Source organism: Pseudarthrobacter sp. NS4, assembly GCF_024758005.1.
GTDB lineage: Bacteria > Actinomycetota > Actinomycetes > Actinomycetales > Micrococcaceae > Arthrobacter.
On sequence record NZ_CP103288.1, the window covers coordinates 3,487,425 to 3,506,797 of the forward strand.

17 protein-coding genes are annotated in these 19,373 nt (G+C 64.8%); 3 read left to right on the forward strand and 14 right to left on the reverse strand.

Annotated features, from left to right (window positions below):
* Window positions 1-109: 109 nt before the first annotated feature.
* From NXY83_RS16515 to NXY83_RS16545, 7 genes are all read right to left on the reverse strand, one after another.
* Window positions 110-1,243 carry a 3-deoxy-7-phosphoheptulonate synthase gene (locus NXY83_RS16515; protein WP_258803289.1) on the reverse strand — a complete coding sequence of 378 codons (1,134 nt, stop codon included), beginning with the start codon at window positions 1,241-1,243 and terminating at the stop codon, window positions 110-112.
* 257 nt (window positions 1,244-1,500) lie between these two features.
* The gene (locus tag NXY83_RS16520; RefSeq protein WP_258803290.1) at window positions 1,501-2,823 is read right to left on the reverse strand and encodes a glycoside-pentoside-hexuronide (GPH):cation symporter; all 1,323 of its coding nucleotides are present in this window, start codon (window positions 2,821-2,823) and stop codon (window positions 1,501-1,503) included.
* Between the two features lie 55 nt (window positions 2,824-2,878).
* Window positions 2,879-3,898, reverse strand: coding sequence for an acetylxylan esterase (locus NXY83_RS16525; RefSeq protein WP_258803291.1), 1,020 nt, complete (start codon window positions 3,896-3,898; stop codon window positions 2,879-2,881).
* Window positions 3,899-3,942: 44 nt separating this feature from the next.
* Window positions 3,943-5,418, reverse strand: a complete 1,476-nt coding sequence (locus NXY83_RS16530) for a rhamnulokinase (protein WP_258803292.1) — start codon at window positions 5,416-5,418, stop codon at window positions 3,943-3,945.
* Complete coding sequence (locus NXY83_RS16535) at window positions 5,415-7,442, reverse strand: bifunctional aldolase/short-chain dehydrogenase (protein ID WP_397427443.1); 2,028 nt, start codon at window positions 7,440-7,442, stop codon at window positions 5,415-5,417. Before NXY83_RS16535 ends, NXY83_RS16530 begins: the two co-directional genes overlap by 4 nt.
* A gap of 30 nt (window positions 7,443-7,472) precedes the next feature.
* Window positions 7,473-8,639 carry an L-rhamnose isomerase gene (gene rhaI, locus NXY83_RS16540; protein WP_258803294.1) on the reverse strand — a complete coding sequence of 389 codons (1,167 nt, stop codon included), beginning with the start codon at window positions 8,637-8,639 and terminating at the stop codon, window positions 7,473-7,475.
* Between the two features lie 86 nt (window positions 8,640-8,725).
* Window positions 8,726-9,073, reverse strand: coding sequence for an L-rhamnose mutarotase (locus NXY83_RS16545; protein ID WP_258803295.1), 348 nt, complete (start codon window positions 9,071-9,073; stop codon window positions 8,726-8,728).
* Window positions 9,074-9,220: 147 nt separating this feature from the next.
* Here NXY83_RS16545 and NXY83_RS16550 point away from each other — a divergent pair, with 147 nt between their 5' ends.
* On the forward strand, window positions 9,221-10,243 hold the full coding sequence (locus NXY83_RS16550) for a LacI family DNA-binding transcriptional regulator (protein WP_258803296.1): 1,023 nt from the start codon (window positions 9,221-9,223) through the stop codon (window positions 10,241-10,243).
* Between the two features lie 15 nt (window positions 10,244-10,258).
* Here the strand turns inward: NXY83_RS16550 and NXY83_RS16555 are convergent, their stop codons facing one another.
* Complete coding sequence (locus NXY83_RS16555) at window positions 10,259-11,245, reverse strand: aldo/keto reductase (protein WP_258803297.1); 987 nt, start codon at window positions 11,243-11,245, stop codon at window positions 10,259-10,261.
* 122 nt (window positions 11,246-11,367) lie between these two features.
* Between NXY83_RS16555 and NXY83_RS16560 the strand changes: the two genes are divergently transcribed.
* A complete protein-coding gene (locus NXY83_RS16560; protein WP_258803298.1) occupies window positions 11,368-12,150 on the forward strand; it encodes an alpha/beta hydrolase in 783 nt (260 codons plus the stop codon).
* A gap of 9 nt (window positions 12,151-12,159) precedes the next feature.
* On the opposite strand, the gene NXY83_RS16565 is transcribed toward NXY83_RS16560, so the two are convergent.
* The 6 genes from NXY83_RS16565 to NXY83_RS16590 all read right to left on the reverse strand — a co-directional run bounded on the left by NXY83_RS16565 (window position 12,160) and on the right by NXY83_RS16590 (window position 17,879).
* The gene (locus NXY83_RS16565) at window positions 12,160-12,822 is read right to left on the reverse strand and encodes a YesU family protein (RefSeq protein ID WP_258803299.1); all 663 of its coding nucleotides are present in this window, start codon (window positions 12,820-12,822) and stop codon (window positions 12,160-12,162) included.
* The gene (locus NXY83_RS16570) at window positions 12,823-13,539 is read right to left on the reverse strand and encodes a rhamnogalacturonan acetylesterase (RefSeq protein WP_258803301.1); all 717 of its coding nucleotides are present in this window, start codon (window positions 13,537-13,539) and stop codon (window positions 12,823-12,825) included.
* 48 nt (window positions 13,540-13,587) lie between these two features.
* Window positions 13,588-14,460: a carbohydrate ABC transporter permease gene (locus NXY83_RS16575; protein WP_258803302.1), complete on the reverse strand. Its 873-nt coding sequence runs from the start codon at window positions 14,458-14,460 to the stop codon at window positions 13,588-13,590.
* A gap of 2 nt (window positions 14,461-14,462) precedes the next feature.
* A complete protein-coding gene (locus NXY83_RS16580) occupies window positions 14,463-15,473 on the reverse strand; it encodes an ABC transporter permease (RefSeq protein ID WP_258803303.1) in 1,011 nt (336 codons plus the stop codon).
* 89 nt (window positions 15,474-15,562) lie between these two features.
* Window positions 15,563-17,092: an extracellular solute-binding protein gene (locus tag NXY83_RS16585; protein ID WP_258803304.1), complete on the reverse strand. Its 1,530-nt coding sequence runs from the start codon at window positions 17,090-17,092 to the stop codon at window positions 15,563-15,565.
* Between the two features lie 112 nt (window positions 17,093-17,204).
* The gene (locus NXY83_RS16590; RefSeq protein ID WP_258803305.1) at window positions 17,205-17,879 is read right to left on the reverse strand and encodes a YesL family protein; all 675 of its coding nucleotides are present in this window, start codon (window positions 17,877-17,879) and stop codon (window positions 17,205-17,207) included.
* 237 nt (window positions 17,880-18,116) lie between these two features.
* Between NXY83_RS16590 and NXY83_RS16595 the strand changes: the two genes are divergently transcribed.
* A complete protein-coding gene (locus NXY83_RS16595; protein WP_258803306.1) occupies window positions 18,117-19,367 on the forward strand; it encodes a Gfo/Idh/MocA family protein in 1,251 nt (416 codons plus the stop codon).
* The last annotated feature ends 6 nt before the right edge of the window (window positions 19,368-19,373 follow it).

Below are 19,373 nucleotides of genomic sequence, written 5' to 3' on the forward strand. Positions count from 1 at the left end.
GTGACCCCAGGTATATGCCAATGCGGTGTTCCGATGCTGAGCCATCCACCAACCACTTAACTAGATACTCTAGATGTTCCTGTGGCAGATGTGAAAGTAGCGTGCTCCCCTATTTGACCCCCCGGCGTTTACGGGCGGACGCGGCCAGCTGGTCCAGCACGGAGACGGAAACGTCCCATTCCATGCACGCGTCCGTGACGCTTTGGCCGTAGACGAGTTCCGCCCGGCCGGCCGCGTTCTCTGCGACATCGAGGTTCTGGGCGCCGCCCACCAGGAAGCTTTCCAGCATCACCCCGGCGATGGCCTGCGCGGATGTGCCGCCGTCCTCGAGCTGGGCGCCGATCTCCAGTGCGACCTCCGCCTGGCGGTGATGGCTCTTGCCGCTGTTGGCGTGGCTGGCGTCCACGATCAGCCGCGGGTTGAGGTGCTTGCCTGCCAGCTTGGCTGAAGCCGCCTCGACGTTGGCCGGGGAGTAGTTGGGTCCCTTGCGTCCGCCGCGGAGGATCACGTGGGTGTCGGGATTTCCGGCGGTGGCCACCAGCGCTGCCCGGCCGTCGCCGTCGATGCCGAGGAACGACTGTGCTGCACCGGCAGCGCCACACGCGTCGATGGCCACCTGCAGGTCGCCGTCGGTACCGTTCTTGAAGCCGATGGGCATGGACAGGCCCGACGCCAGCTGCCGGTGGATCTGGCTCTCCGTGGTGCGGGCACCAATGGCACCCCAGGAGATCAGGTCTGCCATGTACTGCGGGCTGATGGGCTCCAGGAATTCGGTGGCGGTGGGCAGTCCCAAAGCCGTGACCTGCTGCAGGAAGTGCCGGGCTGTCCGGAGGCCGGTGACCATGTCGTGGGTGCCGTCCAGGCGGGGATCATTGATCAGGCCCTTCCAGCCGACGGTGGTGCGGGGCTTTTCGAAGTAGGTCCGCATAACAATGAGCAGGTCTTCCCGGTGCTTTTCAGCCTGGCTGACGAGCCGTCGGGCGTATTCCAGACCGGCCTTGGGATCGTGGATGGAGCAGGGTCCCACGATGACCAGCAGGCGGTCGTCCACGCCGTCCATGATGGCGCGGACTTCATCACGTCCGCGTTCGACGACGTCCGTTACCCGCGCGTCCAGGGGCAGTTCCGCGATGAGTTCCTGCGGGGTGGGCAGCGCGGTGAATTCGCTGACGCGCAGGTTCGAGGTGGATTTTGCTGCGCCGGTACCGGCGGTGCTGGTGGCTGATGCTGTTGCGGTGCTCATGGTGGGTCCTGTTCCAGATGGGAAGCGGGCCCAGTTCAGAACCCGCCGGAGAAACGGCGAAGGGCAGAGAATGATCTCTGCCCTGTTGGCTCTGAAGGAAAAGTTGGATGCGTGTCAGTTAGACGCGGGCCCCTCCAGAGCCAACGAAAAATACGCATACCAACGGTTAGTCATGCCAGAGACCATAACCATGGTTCCGCCATCCACGCAAACCGGCGCCGTCATGTGACGGTTTGGGGCACGCTTCGGGCTCCCCGCTACCGGGACTGCAGGCCGGCCACCAGCTCTGCGTGCCTTTCGTCCGTGAGGCGGTACCAGTACATGATTCCGGCGGCCGCCAGCACCAGGGCAGCGGGCAGCAGGCCGGCAGCTGCACGGATGGCGAGGATGGCAGCGTCGGCCTGCTCGGGCACAGCGGAGGAATATCCTCCCCAGGCCAGGGAGAAGGCCACCAGGCCGCCGCCGAATCCCATGCCCAGCTTCCGGGTGGCGGCAAGGAGCGCATAGTTGATGCCCTGCACCCTGACTCCGGTTTTCCATTCGCCATATTCCACCGTGTCTGCGATCAGAGCCCAAGTGAGGATGCTGACCGAAGCGGAGGCAAGCATGGCCAGGACGATCCCGGCAACCGCGAGCCATGGCAGGCCTGCCGGAGTGAGGAAGACAATCAGTCCTCCGATGGCACCGGTGCAGCCGCCGGCCGTGTAGACAGCCTTCTTTCCCCACCTTGCTACGGGACGGGGCATCACGACGGCGAGCGTCAGGGTGATTGCCACCTGCGCGGCGGCCATAACCGGAAACAGGTCCACCCGGGACAGGACATCCCGCAGGTAGAAGAATTGGGCCGCGCCTGTGGCTGAGGTGCCGGTGACGAACAGGACCGAGCTGATGCACAGGACCACAAGCGGCGAGTTGGCTTTCAGCGCCTGGGTAGTTTGCCGCAGCGTGATTTTAGGAACGCTGCCCACGATCTGTTCACGGCAGACGATTCCCGTGAACAGGTAGAGCCCGGATCCGATGACGGCGAACACCACCGTCATCACGGTGAAGATCTGCTGCATGTTCCCGCCGGCGCCAAGGAGGGGCGCGATGAAGAAGCCCAGGGTTGCCCCCACGGACAACCCGCCGATGGTTCGTGCGCCGGCCAGCCGCGCCCGGTCCCGGGGGTCCTGGGTCATGGCTCCCACCAGGCAGCCGTAGGGCACGTTGACCAGGCTGTAGGCAAGGCAGACAAGCCCGTAGGTGCAGTAGGCATACAGCAGCTTCAACGACAGGTCCACGTCCGGAACATGGAACACTGCCGCGCCCAGCAGGAGCGGAACGAACCCAAACATCAGGAAGGGACGGAACTTGCCCCACCGTTTGCTTTGCACCCTGTCCACGATGCGGCCGGCGGCAATGTCGGTGAAGGCATTGAAGACCCGCGCCACTACCAGCAACGTTCCTGCGGCCGCAGCACCGATGCCCGCCACATCGGTGTAGTAGACGAGCAGGAACATATTTGCAGTGCTGATGATCATGCTGTTGGCCGCATCGCCGGCGCCGTAGCCCACAATGCTGAGCCTGCTGAGTTTCTTCATTGCTTCCCTGGCTTACGGGACTCAGAAACCGTTTTCTCAAGTCCACCACAGAAACTTACCCCAATATTTTGCGGAGAAACAACAGCTGCCGGATCCAGTGGTGTTCCTGGCCGCCCTCGTGGTTGTTGAACCTGTACACCTCGATCTCCTTGGCGGCGCCGCTTGTGGAGGAAGCACCCGTTCCCGAGCCGTAGGCGTTGAAGCTCGCGAAGACGGTGGACGGCGGGCAGATGTCGTCCATCTGGGCTGCGGAGTACAGGGCGGGTGCCTTCGCCAGGCGGGCCAGGTTGACGCCGTCGAAATAGCGCAGGACCTCCAGCACAAGCTCATGGCGGTTCCGGTGGCGCGCCAGGAACTGGGCGATCTCGGGGTACGGTCCCCGCGGGGTGATGTCGATGGCCCGGGGGAAGTCCTGGAGGAAGGGGACGTCCGGCAGCGCGGCGATGACGCCGTCGAGCCGTCCTGCAGCCAGGCCCGCGGTGGCCACCACAATGCCCCCGCCCTGGCTGACGCCGGCCAGCACAACCTTGGCGGGGTCAACGTCGGGGTGGGCCTGGGCAGCTTCCACGGCACGGAAGGCGTCCACATAGACCCGGCGGTAGTAGTAGTCCTCCCGGCTTGCGATGCCGCGGGTCATGAGGCCGGCGTGGGCCACGTCCCCGGCTGAGGAGTGCGGATCGGGCGTTTCACCCAGGGTGCCGCCGTAGCCTTGGCCGCGGGTGTCCATGATGAAGTGCGCGTAGCCCGCCTGCGCCCACCGGGTGTCCTGGTTGACCAGGCCCCGGCCGCCCGAGTAGCCCACATACTGGACCACCACGGGCAACCGGGCGCCGGCCGCCCGGTTCGCCGGAAGATGCAGCCACCCCTTAATGGGCGTGCCGCCGTAGCCGGCGAACGTCACGTCGTACGTGTCGATGACTGCCAGGTAGTTCTCCACCGGCTCGAAGGCCACGCCCAGCGGATAGGACCGGGCTTCCGCAATAGTTCTGTCCCAAAATGCCGCGAAGTCCTCCGGCGGCGTCACCTCCGAGGTGTAGTGGCGAAGCTGGGCAAGGGGAAGGTCGAAAAGGGGCATCGGCTATCCAATTCTGGCTTTCGAGGGGAACGGGGCGTGCAGGACTACAGGCGCGACAGCTCCGGCACGAAGACCTGCAATGGACTGCTGGCCGCAACCAGGGCGCGGAGTTCGGCCAGACCGCCGGAGACAGCGCCGGCAGCGCGCGCCTGTACCAGGACATTCCCCAACGCGGTGGCTTCCACCGGCCCGGCAACCACTTTTCGTCCCGTCACATCTGCCGTGAGCTGGCACAGCAGCCGGTTCTGGGAACCACCGCCCACCACGTGCACAACGTCAACGGAGCGGTCTGCAAGACGCTCGGCGTCGCGGATGGTGCGCGCGTAGCCGGTGGCGAGGCTGTCCATGATGCAGCGGGTAATGGCCGCGGGATCGTCGGGCAGTATCTCGCCGGTGCGGCGGACGGCCGCCCGGATCCGGTCCGGCATGTTGTCCGGTGCGATGAAGTAGGGATCGTCCGGGTTGATTTGCGGTCCGCCTGCAGGGAGTGCGGCAGCCGCCGTCAGAAGGGCGGTCAGTTCGGGCTGGAACCCTTCGGCTGCCCACGTCCGCTGGCATTCGCTCAGCAGCCAGAGCCCGCCCATGTTCCGCAGGTAACGGATCGTGCCGTCCACGCCGCGCTCATTGGTGAAGTTGGCTTCCCTGCTGGCCTCGGTGAGGACCGGGCGCTTGAGCTCCAGCCCCACCAGGGACCAGGTGCCGGAAGAGATGTAGGCAAAGTCCTCCTCCCGGGCGGGAACGGCGGCAACGGCGGAGGCCGTATCGTGCGATCCCACCGCCACCACCGTGGTGTCCTGGGGCAGTCCAACCTGGGCGGCGATGGCCGGCAGCAGCGTGCCGAAGGATTCGCCGGGCTGGATCAGCGGGGGGAACAGGTCCTTCCGCAGGCCCAGGGCCGTGAGGAACTCGGTGGCCCACTCCCCCGCCACGGCGTCGAACAAACCGGTCGTCGAGGCATTGGTGGCCTCGGTCCGGCGCTGTCCGGTCAGGAGGAAGGCGATCAGGTCCGGGATCAGGAGTGCCTGCAGCCCGTCCAGATTCCGTTCGGCGGCCAGCTGGTAGATGGTGTTGAACTGCAGGAACTGCAGCCCGGTGGTGCCGTAGAGGCGTACCGGGTCGAGTTTCCGGTGGACGGGTTCAACAGCGGCCCGGCTGCGCTCATCACGGTAGCTGAACGGTTGGGCCGTCAGCTTTCCGTCCCCGTCAACCAGGCCATAGTCCACGGCCCAGGTGTCGATGCCGATGCTGGCGACTCTTTCCCCCTGTACTGCAGCGACGGTGGCTGCGGCCCGGAGGCCCTCAAGCACCTCCGCGAAGAGGGCGTCGAAGTTCCAGCGGAGGCCGCCGTCGATCTCCACCACCCCGTTGGGGAAGCGGTGGACCACTTCGAGCTGCACGGTGCGCTCTTCCGGGGCCCGGCCTTCGGTGACCCGGCCCAGGATGACGCGGCCGGAGGAGGCACCGATGTCGACGGCGGCAAACGCCTTGCCGCCGTCGACACCGCTAAGCGACGTGCTCATCGCAGGAAGGCTGCGGCCACTCCCGCGTCCACGGGGATGTGCAGGCCGGTGGTGTGGGACAGTTCGTTGCTGGTGAGCACGGCTGCGGCGTTGGCCACGTGCTCGGGCAGGACCTCGCGCTTGAGCAGGGTGCGCTGGGCGTAGTACTCGCCCAGTTTCTCCTCGTCCACGCCGTATACGGCGGCGCGCTTGGCACCCCAGCCACCGGCGAAGATGCCGGAACCGCGGACCACGCCGTCGGGGTTGATGCCATTGACGCGGATACCGTACTCGCCGAGTTCCGCCGCGAGCAGGCGGACCTGGTGGGCCTGGTCTGCCTTGGTGGCGGAGTACGCGATGTTGTTGGGGCCGGCGAACACGGAGTTCTTGGAGGAGATGTAGATGATGTCCCCGCCCAGGCCCTGCGCGATCATGACCTTGGCCGCGGCCTTGGCCACCAGGAACGAGCCCTTGGCCATGACGTTGTGCTGCAGGTCCCAGTCCTTCTCGGTGGTTTCCAGCAACGGCTTGGAGATGGACAGGCCGGCGTTGTTGACCACCAGGTCCACGCCGCCGAATGCCAGGACAGCGGCATCGATGGCGGCCACAACCTGGGCCTCGTCCGTCACGTCGGCCTGCACGCCAATGGCGACGTCGGGCCCGCCGAGCTCCCCGGCGACCTTTTCGGCGTTCTCGAGGTTCAGGTCGGCGATGACCACGCAGGCGCCTTCCGCGGCGAGGCGGGTGGCGATGGCCTTGCCGATGCCGGACGCGGCGCCGGTGACCAGGGCAATGCGCGTGGCGTGGGATTTCGGCTTAGGCATGCGGGCCAGCTTGGCTTCCTCCAGCGCCCAGTATTCGATCCGGAACTTCTCGGATTCCTCGATGGGTGCGTAGGTGGAGATCGCCTCGGCGCCGCGCATCACGTTGATGGCGTTGATGTAGAACTCGCCGGCGACGCGGGCGGTCTGCTTGTTGGCGCCGAAGGAGAACATGCCGACGCCGGGAACCAGCACGATGGCCGGGTCCGCGCCGCGCAGGGCCGGGCTGTTTTCGTCCGCGTGGCGGTCGTAATAGGCCTGGTAGTCCTCGCGGTAATCCGCGTGCAGCTCGTGCAGGCGGGCGATCGAGTCCTCGATGGAGGCGTCGGCGGGCAGGTCCAGGATCAGCGGCTTGACCTTGGTACGCAGGAAGTGGTCCGGGCAGGAGGTGCCCAGGGCGCCCAGGCGCGGGTGCTCGGCGGCTTCCAGGAAGTCAAGGACGACGGCGTCATCGCTGAAGTGCCCCAGCTGCGGCTTGTCCGTGGAGGCCAGGCCGCGGATGACGGGTGCCAGCGCTGCGGCTTTGGCTTTGCGCTCGGCCTCGGGCAGTGCTGCGTAACCGGGCAGCCTGGATCCGAAGGGCTCGGCCTTGCTGTTGTCGCGGATGTACTTCTCGGCCTGTTCGATGATCCACAGCGAGTTCTGCTCGGCCTCTTCGGACGTGGCGCCCCAGGCGGTGATGCCGTGCCCGCCCAGGATGGTGCCGATGGCCTGCGGGTTGGCTTCCTTGATGGCGGCAATATCCAGGCCCAGCTGGAAGCCGGGACGGCGCCAGGGCACCCAGACCACCTTGTGGCCGAAAATCTTGGTGGTAAGCGCCTCGCCGTCCACCGCGGTGGCAATGGCGATGCCGGAGTCCGGGTGCAGGTGGTCAACGTGTGCGGCGTCCACCAGGCCGTGCATGGCGGTGTCGATGGAGGGAGCCGCGCCGCCCTTGCCGTGCAGGCAGTAATCGAAGGCGGCCACCATCTCGTCTTCACGCTCAACGCCCGGGTAGACGTTCTTCAGCGCGTTCAGGCGGTCCAGGCGCAACACCGCGAGGTTTTCCGCCTTCAGGGTGCCCAGGTCGCCGCCGGAGCCCTTGACCCACAGCAGCTGGACGTCCTCGCCCGTGACGGGGTCCTTCCCGGTGCCCTTCGCGGAGGTGTTGCCGCCGGCAAAGTTGGTGTTCCGCTTGTCCGCACCCAGGCGGTTGGAACGGGAAATCAGGTCTTCAACAGTCATGTTGGTGTTATTGGCTGTGGTGGTCATTTCTTAGGCGCCCCATCCGGCTTGCTGGCCGCCCACGCGGTCCTCGTTGATCTTCTTCTGGTAGCCGCTGGCCTTGAAGGCGGCCAGCGGGTCCGCGGGCAGGCCGCGGGATTCACGCCACTCGGCCAGGACTGGCCGGACGTCGGTGTAGAACGCGTCGTTGAAAATGCCGTTCGCTGCCAGGACGTCGCCGGTGCTCTGGGCCTCGCTCAGGGCGGCGGTGTCCACCAGCAGGGCGCGGGCCGTCATTTCCTGGACGTTCAGCACCGAGCGGATCTGGCCCGGGATCTTCTCTTCCAGGTTGTGGCACTGGTCCAGCATGAGGGCCACGCCGGAGTCCTTGCCGTAGCCGCCGCCGCGGATGACCTCGTACATGATGCGGAAGAGCTGGAACGGATCCGCGGCACCCACGATGAGGTCGTCGTCGGCGTAGAAGCGCGAGTTGAAGTCGAAGGAGCCAAGCTTGCCAAGGCGCAGCAACTGCATCACGATGAACTCGATGTTGGTTCCCGGGGCATGGTGGCCGGTATCCAGGCACACGAAGGCCTTCTCGCCCAGCGCCAGGGTCTGGGCGTAGGAGGTGCCCCAGTCCGGAACGTCGGTGTGGTAGAAAGCCGGCTCGAAGAACTTGTATTCCAGAACCAGGCGCTGCCCGTCGCCCAGGGCGGCGTAGATCTCCTGCAGCGATTCGGCCAGGCGGTCCTGGCGGCCGCGGATGTCATCCTGGCCGGGGTAGTTGGTTCCGTCGGCCAGCCAGATCTTCAGGTCCTTGGAGCCTGTGGCGTGCATGATCCCGATGCAGTCCAGGTGGTGGGCGATGGCCCGGCGGCGCACCGTTTCGTTGGACGAGGTCAGGGAGCCGAACTTGTACTCGTCGTCCTGGAACGTGTTGGAGTTGATGGTTCCCAGGCCAACGCCCAGGCCGGCCGCGTATTCCTTCAGGGCCGCGTAGTCATCCACCTTGTCCCAGGGGATGTGCAGGGCCACGGTGGGGGCCAGGCCGGTCAGTTCGTGGACCTTGGCGGCATCCGCCAGCTTCTCCTGGACGGTGCGCGGAGTGCCGGGGGTACCGAACACCTTGAACCGCGTGCCTGAATTTCCATAGGCCCACGAAGGGACCTCGATGGCAAGCTCCTCGAGCCTGCCCAGCGCCGTTGCTACGTCATTCATGATGGTTCTTTCCGGTGTCTTGTCATGCTGTGGTCTGTGGGTGTTTCGCCCCGCTGCTGGAGCCGGTTTGGGTCGGGCCGCCGGCCTCAGGAAGCTGAGCTCCCTGTGGCGGCGAGCTGGCTGTCGAGGTTGAAGACTTCCTCCAGGACCTGGAACCCTTCATCGGGTGCCTGGCCGGAGTCTTCGAAAAGCGTTGCCATTTCCGTCTGCCAGCGGGCGTTCACGTCGGTGAGGGCCATGCGCGCCCGGGCTGCGTCGAAGTCGTCACACTCCAGGTAGCCCACCAGGAGCCCGTCCTCACCCAGGAAGAGGGAGTAGTTGTTCCAGCCGGCCTCCTTGAGGGCGTGGAGCATCTCCGGCCACACGGCAGCATGGCGGCGCTTGTATTCCCCGATCAGCGCCGGCTGGACGGAGGAACGGAAGCACACCCTCATCTGGAACTCTCCTAAACTCGCGGATCTTTGAATCGTTTCATTGTTACGATTCAAAGTACTCTTGAACGTGAGTAGGTGTCAAGCATTCCGGCAGGTGGTTTCACGGACCGCCGGGAGTACGGCACACGGACCACAGCACGGAGAATCATGAACCGCTCAGCCAGCATCAAGGACGTTGCCAACCATGCCAGCGTGGCGGTAGGCACCGTCTCGAATGTGCTGAACTACCCGGACAGGGTGTCGCAGCGCACCAAGGAGCGGGTGCTGAAGGCCATCGATGAGCTGGGGTTCGTCCGCAATGATGCGGCCCGCCAGCTGCGTGCCGGACACAGCCGCACTGTAGGGCTGATCGTCCTGGATGTGGGCAACCCCTTTTTCACCTCGGTTGTGCGTGCGGCAGAAGACGCCGCCGCCCTGAACGGCAGCGCGGTGCTCCTGGGGGACAGTGGGCACGACGCCGCCCGGGAAGCCAACTACATCGACCTCTTTCAGGAACAGCGCGTCCAGGGCCTGCTGATTTCGCCCGTAGGCGACGTGACTGAGAGGCTGGACCTGCTGCGCGAGCGCGGCGTGCCCACGGTCCTTGTTGACCGGCTGGCTGACGAGGCGAAGTTCAGCTCGGTGGCAGTGGACGACGACGCCGGCGGTTACCTTGCTGCCCGGCACCTTCTGGACACCGGCCGCCGTCGGCTGGCGTTCGTAGGCGGCCCCACCTCCATCCGGCAGGTGGCGGACCGCCTGCAGGGAACACAACGTGCCGTCAAGGAGGAGCCGGACGCCACGCTGGAGGTGCTCACGTCCGAGGGGCAAACCGTCCTGGCCGGCCGCAGCGTCGGCAACATGCTGGTGGAGCGCGGCCGGGCGGAACTGCCCGACGGCATCTTCTGCGCCAACGACCTCCTTGCCCTGGGCGTCATGCAGTCCCTCACCATGACGCACACCTTCCGCATCCCGGAGGACGTCGCGTTGATCGGCTACGACGACATCGACTTTGCTGTTTCAGCCGTCGTGCCGCTGTCATCCATCCGGCAGCCCACCGAGGCGCTTGGACGGACTGCCATCGAGCTGCTGACTGAAGAAGTCGAGTCCCAGGTCCCGATGCACCGTGCAGTGGTGTTCACCCCGGAACTCGTGGTCCGCCAGAGCACCGGCCCCGCCGGGACGCCATAGGAGCGCTGAGGATCCTCAGGCCGCAATCAGGCCCCGCTCCTGCAGGTCCCGCCACAACTCTTCCGGAACCTCGGATGACATGCGCCCGGCGCTGTTACGGATTTGTTCCGGCCTGCTGGCCCCCACCGTGACGTTCACTACGGCAGGGTGCCGGAAGGGGAACTGGATGGCCGCGGTGGGCAGTTCGACGCCGTGTTCCTTGCAGATTCCCGCGAGCTGCCGTGCCCGCTGCAGGACCTCTTCGCTGGCCTGCGAGTAGTTGTAGTGGGCATCCGAAGGCAGCTCAGGCTTGGCAAGGATGCCGGAGTTGTAGACGCCGACGCTCACCACTCCGGTTCCCAACTCCAGGCAGCGGTCCAACAGTCCTCCGCCGGGGCGGCCGTCCGATCCCGGCTGTTCCAGCATGGTGAACCTGCCGGCCAGCATGAGCAGATCCAGGTCTGCCGCTTCCACGCACTCCAGGGCAGCGCCGGCAGTGTTGGTGCCGACGCCGATGGCCCGCACCAGGCCCTCGGCGCGAAGCTTCTCCAGGGCAGGCAGCGCGGATTTCACTGCATCTTCCATGCTGTACACATCGGGGTCGTGCAGATAGGCAACGTCGATGTAGTCGAAGCCCAGGCGTTCCAGCGACTGCTCGATGCTGCGCCTTACCCCTGCCTCTGAAGGATCCCATTCACGCCGGAATTCAGCCGGTACGTCAAAGCCCTCCGGATCGCGGGTGTTCCGGGTTGCAGGTGACGGTACCAGGACCCTGCCCACTTTCGTGGAGAGGATGAATTCGTCGCGTGGTTTGCCTGCAAGGACGGCGCCCATCCTCCGCTCGGAGAGGCCCAGCCCGTAGTGGGGTGCCGTATCGAAGTAGCGGATACCTGCATCCCAGGCGGCTTCCACCGTCCCGGCCGCCTGTTCATCCGGGATTGCGCGGTACAGGTTGCCCACCCCGGTACCACCGAAGCCAAGGCGGCCAAGCTGGTTCCGTAACTGCCCGTAGTCCTGGTTCATGGCACACTTCTTTCGCTCAGTTTCATCCCCGGCTCACGATGGCAGGAGCCTAAGGAGCCGGTGTTGGTGCTGTCAACGTCATCCGGCGCCGCCCACAAATTGGCCCGCGCTAAAATACGGGAGTGGCCACAAGACGCCGGTTCGTGGTGGGCATGGGAAAACTCGCAGCAGTTGCTGCGCTGTCAGGCTGTTCTGGAATGGATATGGACCGTCCCCGGAAAACATCGTTGGATTTCGCTGTTTTGAGTGCCAGGCCCCGAGGGGAACCCAGCCAGGCGCCGGCTCCCGGGCAGCAGGTTCTGGGCTTGGAACCTGCCCGGGACACGTTGCTCTACGTCCCACCAGGCCTGGAGCAGGGGCAGCCCGCCCCGCTCATCGTCCTGCTTCATGGTGCCGGGGGTGAAGCGGCGGGAGGGCTGTCGCTAATGGGCGGCGTGGCTGAGACCTACCGGATCGTGATGGCAGCGCCGTCGTCGAGGGACTCCACCTGGGACGGTGTTCGTGGAGCCTTCGGCCCTGATGTCCGGGTGATCAACCGGGCCCTGGAACGTATTTTCTCGTTGGTTTCCGTGGATCCGGACCGTGTGGCGGTAGGGGGCTTCTCCGACGGCGCTTCCTACGCGCTGGCCTTGGGCCTGGCCAATGGGGAGTTGTTCTCCAACATCGTGGCCTTCTCGCCAGGTTTCGCTCCTCCCGTGCCGCGCGTCGGAAAACCCCGCATTTTTGTTTCGCACGGCGAGGCCGACAGCGTCCTCCCGATTGACCGCACGAGCCGGCGGCTGGTGCCTGCCCTGAAAGCGGATGGCTATGACGTCACCTACCGTGAGTTCCAGGGGCCCCACACCGTACCCGCACCCATCGTGCAGGAGGCCGTCGATTGGCTGGGCTGGACGGGGAAAGAGTGACAGTAAGGCCTAAAGCTTCTCCACCACGAGGTTGCGGCAGGCAGCCCGGAGCGGAGCCATCTGCCGGAAGCCGATCCGGCCCGCGCCCAGGACCTTGTCCGACGGATCGTGCCATTCAAAGAGGGGCAATCCGTTGATGGAAAAGGCCACCCGCGGTCCGTCCTTGAGCACCTCCATGCGGTAGTAATCCACCGCATCCCCGGCGGGCGGCAGCGGATCGGCCCCCTGCGCCACGAGCTCAAAGCCCGCGCTCTTGCGGAGGTTGCAGGTGCGGAACGCGCGTTCTGACTGGTACTTGTGCCGGAAGTAGGAGATGTGCAGGGCATCGATATCTCCCGAGTGGTACTGCGGGTAGTAGCCCGTCCTCGGCGCCAGCTCCGGGGAAAACAGGTCCTGCCCGTTTTGCCCGGCTGCGGCGAAGAACAGCATGGCCAGCCCGGGCTCCGCGAGGGGCAGGAATTCCCAGCGGATCCGGATGCCGTCCGGGAACTCCTCCGGGCACCAGAACGTCCAGTGCGCGTGGTCACCGAACTCCTCGTCATCGAGTGAGCCGGAAAGCTCCAGCGCACCCTGGTGGCTGCCCAGGCGCAGCGGACCTTCAGCCACCCAGGCGGACACGTCGCCCGGACCGGCAAGCGGGTTGGTGTAGAGGACTGAACCTGGCGCGCCCACCTAGCCGCGTCCCGCCGTCGTAAGAATTCCCGGGGCGCCTTCCCGCCCGGTTGGATCAGTGTCGGGGCCGTAGCCCAGCCGCACCAGTTGACGGGCAACTTCACCGGCCACCAGGGCAGCACCCTTTTGGGAAAAGTGCGTATTGTCCGCCAGGCCGTCCGGCCAGTTGGCATGCTCCCCCGGGCCGAAGTGGCAGAAAAGACTTTTCGAGGACTGGCGCCCCAGGCCCCGGTAGAGGCACCGGGTCCACTCATTGAGGTCCATCACCGGCAGCGCCAGTTCCAGGCCAATCTCGCGGACCACCTCCGGATAGTCCTCGAGGCTTTCCTCCAGGACAGCGCCCGACGGCGGCGCGTCCACGAAGTGCCGCCGCTCCACCGAGGTGCACAACACGGGAATCGCGCCCAGGTCACGCACCTCCCCCACCATTGCGCGAAGGTTGGCGGCATAGCCGGTCCGGGCTGCGAGGTGCTGCTTCTTTTGGTCATTGTGGCCGAACTGGATGAGCACCAGGTCGCCCTTGCCGGCCTCAGCCAGAAGGTTGCCCCAGAGCCCCTCCTCGCGGAACGATTCGGTGCTGGCCCCGCCCTTGGCAAAGTTGTGCACGGCGGCCCAGGTGTAGGTATGCGGGGCGAGGCGTGCTCCCCAGCCGCTCATGGGGAACTCGCGGGTGGGGCAGTTGGCGACGGTGGAATCTCCGGCGAGCAGGATTTTCATGGTGTGCTTTCTGGTTTTCGGTGCGCTCCGGCGCGGAGCAGGGAAGGCTCAGCCCTTGACTGAGCCGATCAGCATGCCCTTGGCGAAGTGCTTTTGCAGGAACGGGTAGAAGATGAGGATGGGCAGGGTGGCCACCACGATGACCGCGAACTTGATGCCCTGCTCCGGTGGGATGTAGTTCGGGTCCACGTTGCCGGTCCCGAGGAGGTCCGATGACGCAGTGACCTGGCGCAGGTACATCTGCAGGGTCCATTTGGAGTTATCGGACAGGTAAAGCAGGGGTGACATGAAGTCGTTCCAGATGCCTACGGCGTAGAACAGCGCGAAGGTGGCCAGGACGGGTTTGGACAGCGGCAGCAGGATCCGCCAGAGGATCCCGATTTCGGTGGCGCCGTCCATCTTGGCTGACTCCTCCAGCTCCTGCGGGAGTTCCTGGAAGAAGTTCTTGATGATGATCAGGCTGAACGGGTTGATGGCCGCAGGCAGGATGAGGGCCCAGTAGGAGTTCAGCAGGCCCAGGTCCTTGACCAGCAGGAAGGTGGGGATCATGCCGCCGGAGAAGACCATGGCGAAGACCACCAGGGACAGGATGACCTGTCGTCCGCGGAGCGTGCGTTTGGCCAGCGGATAGGCCATGGTCACGGTGAACGCGAGCTGGACCAGGGTGCCGACGGCGGTGACCAGGACAGTGGTGACCAGGGCCCGGATGAATGCGGGCGTGGAGAAAATGTATTCGTAGGAACCAAGGGTGAACTGCTCGGGCCAGACGAAAAACGCCCGCCGGGTGATTTCCGCTTCATTGGCGAAGGACCCGGCGATCACGTAGATGAACGGCAGCAAGGTGACGATGCCGATCAGCGACAGGAAGACGTAGTTCGCGGCGTCGAAGATCCGCCCGCCGGTGGTGTTGTGGATTTTCATGGCTAGAACAGTCCGCTCTGGTTGAAGCGTTTGGCCAGGGCATTGGTGCCGAAGATCAGCACGATGCCCACCAGGGATTTGAAGAGCCCGACGGCGGTGGAGTAGCTGTAGGCGCCCTGGGTGATGCCCACGAAGTACACGTAGGTGTCAAAGACGTCGGCCACGGACCGGTTCAGCGCGTTGGTCATCAGGTAGATCTGCTCGAAGCCGGTGTTGAGCATCTGCCCGATGGCCAGGATCAGCATCACGATGATGGTGGAGCGGATCCCGGGCAGGGTGATGTGCCAGACGCGGCGGAAGCGGCCGGCGCCGTCAATGATGGCGGCCTCGTACTGGTCCTGGTCCACGGTGGCCAGCGCGGCGAGGAAGATGATGGTGCCCCAGCCGGTGTTCTTCCAGATTTCCTGCAGCACGATCAGCGGCCGGAACCAGTTCGGGTCCGACAGGAAGTCGATGTTGGTGCCCATCACCGAGTTCAGGAACAGGAACAGCGGGCCGAAGTCCAGGGCGAACAGCAGGAAACTCAGCGACGCAACGATGGTCCAGGAGAGGAAGTGCGGGATGTAGACAAGCGTCTGGACGGTGCGCTTGAGGATTGAGAGTCGGACCTCGTTCAGCAGCAGTGCCAGGACAATGGTCAGCGGGAATGCGATGCCCAGGTTCAGGAACGCCAGGATCAGGGTGTTGCCGAGCAGCCTGGGAAAGTCCGGGTTGGCGAAGAAGTCCTGGAAATGCCGGGTCCCCACCCACGGGCTGCCGTTCACGCCCAGGAACGGTACGTAGTCCTTGAAAGCGATGGTGACCCCGTACATCGGGGCGTACCGGAACACGGCGAAATACACCACACCAGGCAGGAGCAGCAGGTACAGCCACTTGTAATGCGCGAAGTGGACGGAGAACTTGCCCCGCGGGACCTTTGGCGGCTTACGGGGCTTGGAACTCTTGCCCGTATCCGTCCCGGGGCCCTGGCCGGAGCCGATGTTCGAGGCCAACGCGTCTGTCAGCTGCGACATTCAGGGCCTCCTTTCTGGAAGTGGTGGGTGGGTCCTGCAAACGGCGGGCTCCACGAAATACGCGGAGCCCGCCGTGCATGCTGAGGCTGTTACTTGTTGTCCTGCCAGAGCTTGTTGATCTCTTCCTTGACCTTGTCGCCGCCGCTGGTGTCCCACAGCTTGATGGCGTCCTTCAGCCCCTGCTCATCGATCTGGCCGGCGAGGTACTTGATGCGGGCATCGGCCACGATGTTGTCCAGCTGCGCACCCTTGGCAACGTAAGTGGCGGAAACATACGGCGCGGCCGGGTTGTAGACAGCGCTCTTGAGGTCCTCGGCCATTACCTCGGTGCGCTTGTCAAAGACCTGCTGTTCGTACTCCGAGGGCTGCTTGACAGGGTAGAAGGTGTTGCCCGCTACGTTCATGCCGAGCTGGGCATAGCTCTTGATGTCCGTGGTGACAGCCTTGCCCTCTTCCGTTTCCGGCTTGATGGTGGCCGCCTTGCCGTCCTCCACAGAAAAGTTGACGCCCTCGATGCCGTTGTTCAGGAGGATGGCCACTTCCTTGCTGTTCATGGTGTTCAGGAACTCGAGCACCTTGTCCAACTCCGCTTCAGTGCGGACGCTGGACTTCGGGACGGCCAGGAAGCCGGAGTAGCCGTCCGTGGGGTGGGCGTGCAGTTCGCCGTCGGGGCCTTCCAGGTTGCCAACGAAGCCCACCTTGTTTTCAAAGTTGTTCGGGTCCGCCTGCTTGAACAGGTTGATGAGGACGCTCACGCGGGAGTCGACGTCCACGATGATCCCGCCCTTGCCGTTGAAGAACGGCTCATTCCACTTGGTGGGATCAAAAGTAGCGAAGTCCGGGTTGATGAGCTTCTCGTCCACCATCTTCTTGACGAACCGGTTGGCTTCGAGGAACTCCTCGGTTTCGAAACTCGGGATCAGCTTCCCGTCCTTTTCCGTCCAGCGGTTCCCGGCGCCGTACCAGGTCTCAATGAAGTCATACGGGCTGCTGGTTCCCAGCGCGCCCCACTTGGGGATGGTGATGCCCCAGGTATCGTCCTGGCCGTTGCCGTCCGGGTCCTGCTCGGTGAACGCCTTGGCGACCTTATACAGGTCCTCCGTGGTCTTTGGCGCTTCCAGGCCCAGCTTGTCCAGCCAGTCCTGCCGGAACATCACGGCGGCGCGCATCGGGGCCCGGCCGCGGAAGACGCCGTAGACCTTCCCGTTGATGCTGGCATTCTGCTGGATGTCGGGGAACGTGGTCTTGAGGTTGGGGTAGTCGTCCAGTTTGTCGGTCAGGTCCCAGAAGGCACCTGCCTCGGCATTCTTGACGAAGCCGGGGGTCTTGCCCTGGATGACCATGACGTGCGGGATTTCCGAGGATGCCAGCGTGATGTTGGTTTTGTCCTCATAGGACGCGTTCGGGGTCCACGTGATGTTCACATCTTTACCGGTGAGCTCTTCCAGCTTCTTCTGGACTGCACCATCAGCGCTGGGCGGCTGTGCCTCGAGGAACGGCGCCATGATGGACACCGTGGCGAGATCGGCTGCGGGGGCTTCGCCGCCGCTGCACGCCGTCAGGGACATGGCAGTCACCGTGACAACGGCGGCCGCAAGCGAGAGTTTTCTGCGGATCATGGTTTTCCTTTTCCACTTCTTTGGGGTCTGAGTACGAATTTGATGGTTTGATACGTTTCATTGAAGGTCCGACGGCAAGGAGTTGCTCTCTGCGGTTGAGGACCCGGAAGGGTCAGGCAGCGGCCGCTCCGTGAAGGGCCCTGTTGCCGCCGGCACTTACGCTTTCTGCCGCGGCTACGGATTCGTCATTGGCCGTGAAGAAGCGGTCACAGAGCCAGCCGGTAATGAACAGCCAGGCGCCGATACTGAAGAACGGGATCAGGCCCGGTACGGCACTGCTGGAGTAGACCACGGCGGCGGAGACGAAGAGCAGGATGACCGTTCCCGCCAGGTGCCGGACGGCGAAGCGGGATGACATCAGCAGGTACTGCGCCAGCGGCAGTTCATAGCGGGCGTACATGGGGAAGACGTAGCAGGTGGCCCCCGCCAGGAAGATGGCCGCCACAAAGATCCCGGCAGCCATGAATTGGGAGAAGAGGTCGGCTGCGCCGGAAAAGTAGTTCCAGTTCATCGACAGCGCCACGGCCACACCAAGGACCGGAAGGGCAAGAACGTTGGCCTTCCCGAAATTTCGAAAGTACTCTGCCGCGAATCCCCGCATCAGCGGCGCGGCGTCACCCCGGGCACGTTTACGCACCAGGATCTGGGCGGCAGCAGTGGACGGTCCCGCACCCAGCACGCCAAGGCCGAGCAGGGTAAAGGCGACCCAGAGCAGGTTCAGGCAGGCGATCCAGAGGAGCGTGTCAAAGAATGCGTAGGCCCGAGCGCTGAATGTTCCGGACAGCATGGCACGGCTCCCTTCAATTCTCCATCGTTGCAGAAGCAAACCCAAAGTGGTCCGCGTCACGTAAGTAATCGGTTTCTCGAAAATCTAGACCCATCATGACAACAAGGTCAAGCGGTATTTTGAATCGTTACATAGCTGGACGCGGAAGCTTCACATGCCGCACACTGAATGATGGAAAGCGCTTGCTGCCTCACGCTGGCGCCCAACCTTCGGTGCCCCCGGGCAGAATGGAGAACCATGGGAACGCCAGCTGGCACCCACTTGCCGGACGCACCTGCCGGAACTCCGGCCCCTGGAGAACTACCTGCTGCTTCCTCCGGAAGGGAGACGGGCGGCGCCGCCCGCGTGGCCCTGGTGGGCGTGCACGGGTTCGGCACCCACCACCTCCGCAACCTGGAACGCCTTCAGGCGACCGGCGCCGTCGACCTGGCGGCAGTTGCGGATCCGCAGCCCCCGGCACCTGGTTCGGTGCCGGAGTCGGCCGCCGTCTTTCCGGGGCTTGCTGAACTGCTGGCGGAGACCCCGGCCCTGGACGTCATAATCGTGGCTACCCCCATCCAGACCCATGCGCCGCTGGCACTGGCCGCCCTGGCCACGGATGCCGACCTCTATCTGGAGAAACCTCCCGTCGCTTCCCTGGCGGACTTCAACAGATTGCTCGACGCCGCCGCCGCCTCGGGCAGCAGCGTCCAGATCGGATTCCAAAGCCTCGGCTCGCACGCGCTGAAGGCCATCGAGGACCTCCTGGAAGCGGGCACCATCGGCACCCTGCAAGGCATCTCTGCCACGGGCCGCTGGGTGCGCGACAAGGCCTACTACAAGCGCTCACGCTGGGCCGGAAAGCGCAGCCTCAACGGTGTTGACGTGGTGGACGGGGTGGCCACAAATCCCCTGGCACACGCCGTGGCAACCGCACTGAGGATTGCCGGGGCCCGCACCACGGCTGATGTCGCCTCAGTGGAGACGGAGCTGTACCGCGCCAACGAGATCGAATCGGACGACACATCCGTCATCCGCATCCGCGCCGCGTCCGGGCTGCCCATCACCTGCGCCCTCACGATCTGTGCCACTGAGTCCATGGAACCGTACGTAACCCTTCAGGGCTCGGCAGGAACTGCAGTGTTCCATTACACCGAGGACCGCCTCACCGTCGAGACGCCGTCCGGCCGCTCGGAAAAGACGTACGGCCGGGACGACCTTACCGGGAACCTCCTTGTGCACCGGAACAGCGGTGGTCCGCTCCTCAGCTCACTCGTGGACAGCGGGGCCTTTATGCTGGTGCTCGAAGCCATCCGCACCGCACCGCTGCCTGCCCCCATCCATAACGACTACGTCCGGTGGGAGGGCGAGGGCGAAGCAGCCCACGCCGTCGTTGTTGACATCGAGGATGCGTTGGAGCGCGCAGGCCGGCAGCACGCCACGTTCAGCGAACTGGGGCTGCCCTGGGCCGGCTCTGCCCCCACCGCGTTCGATGTCCCAACGTCCTGATGGTTC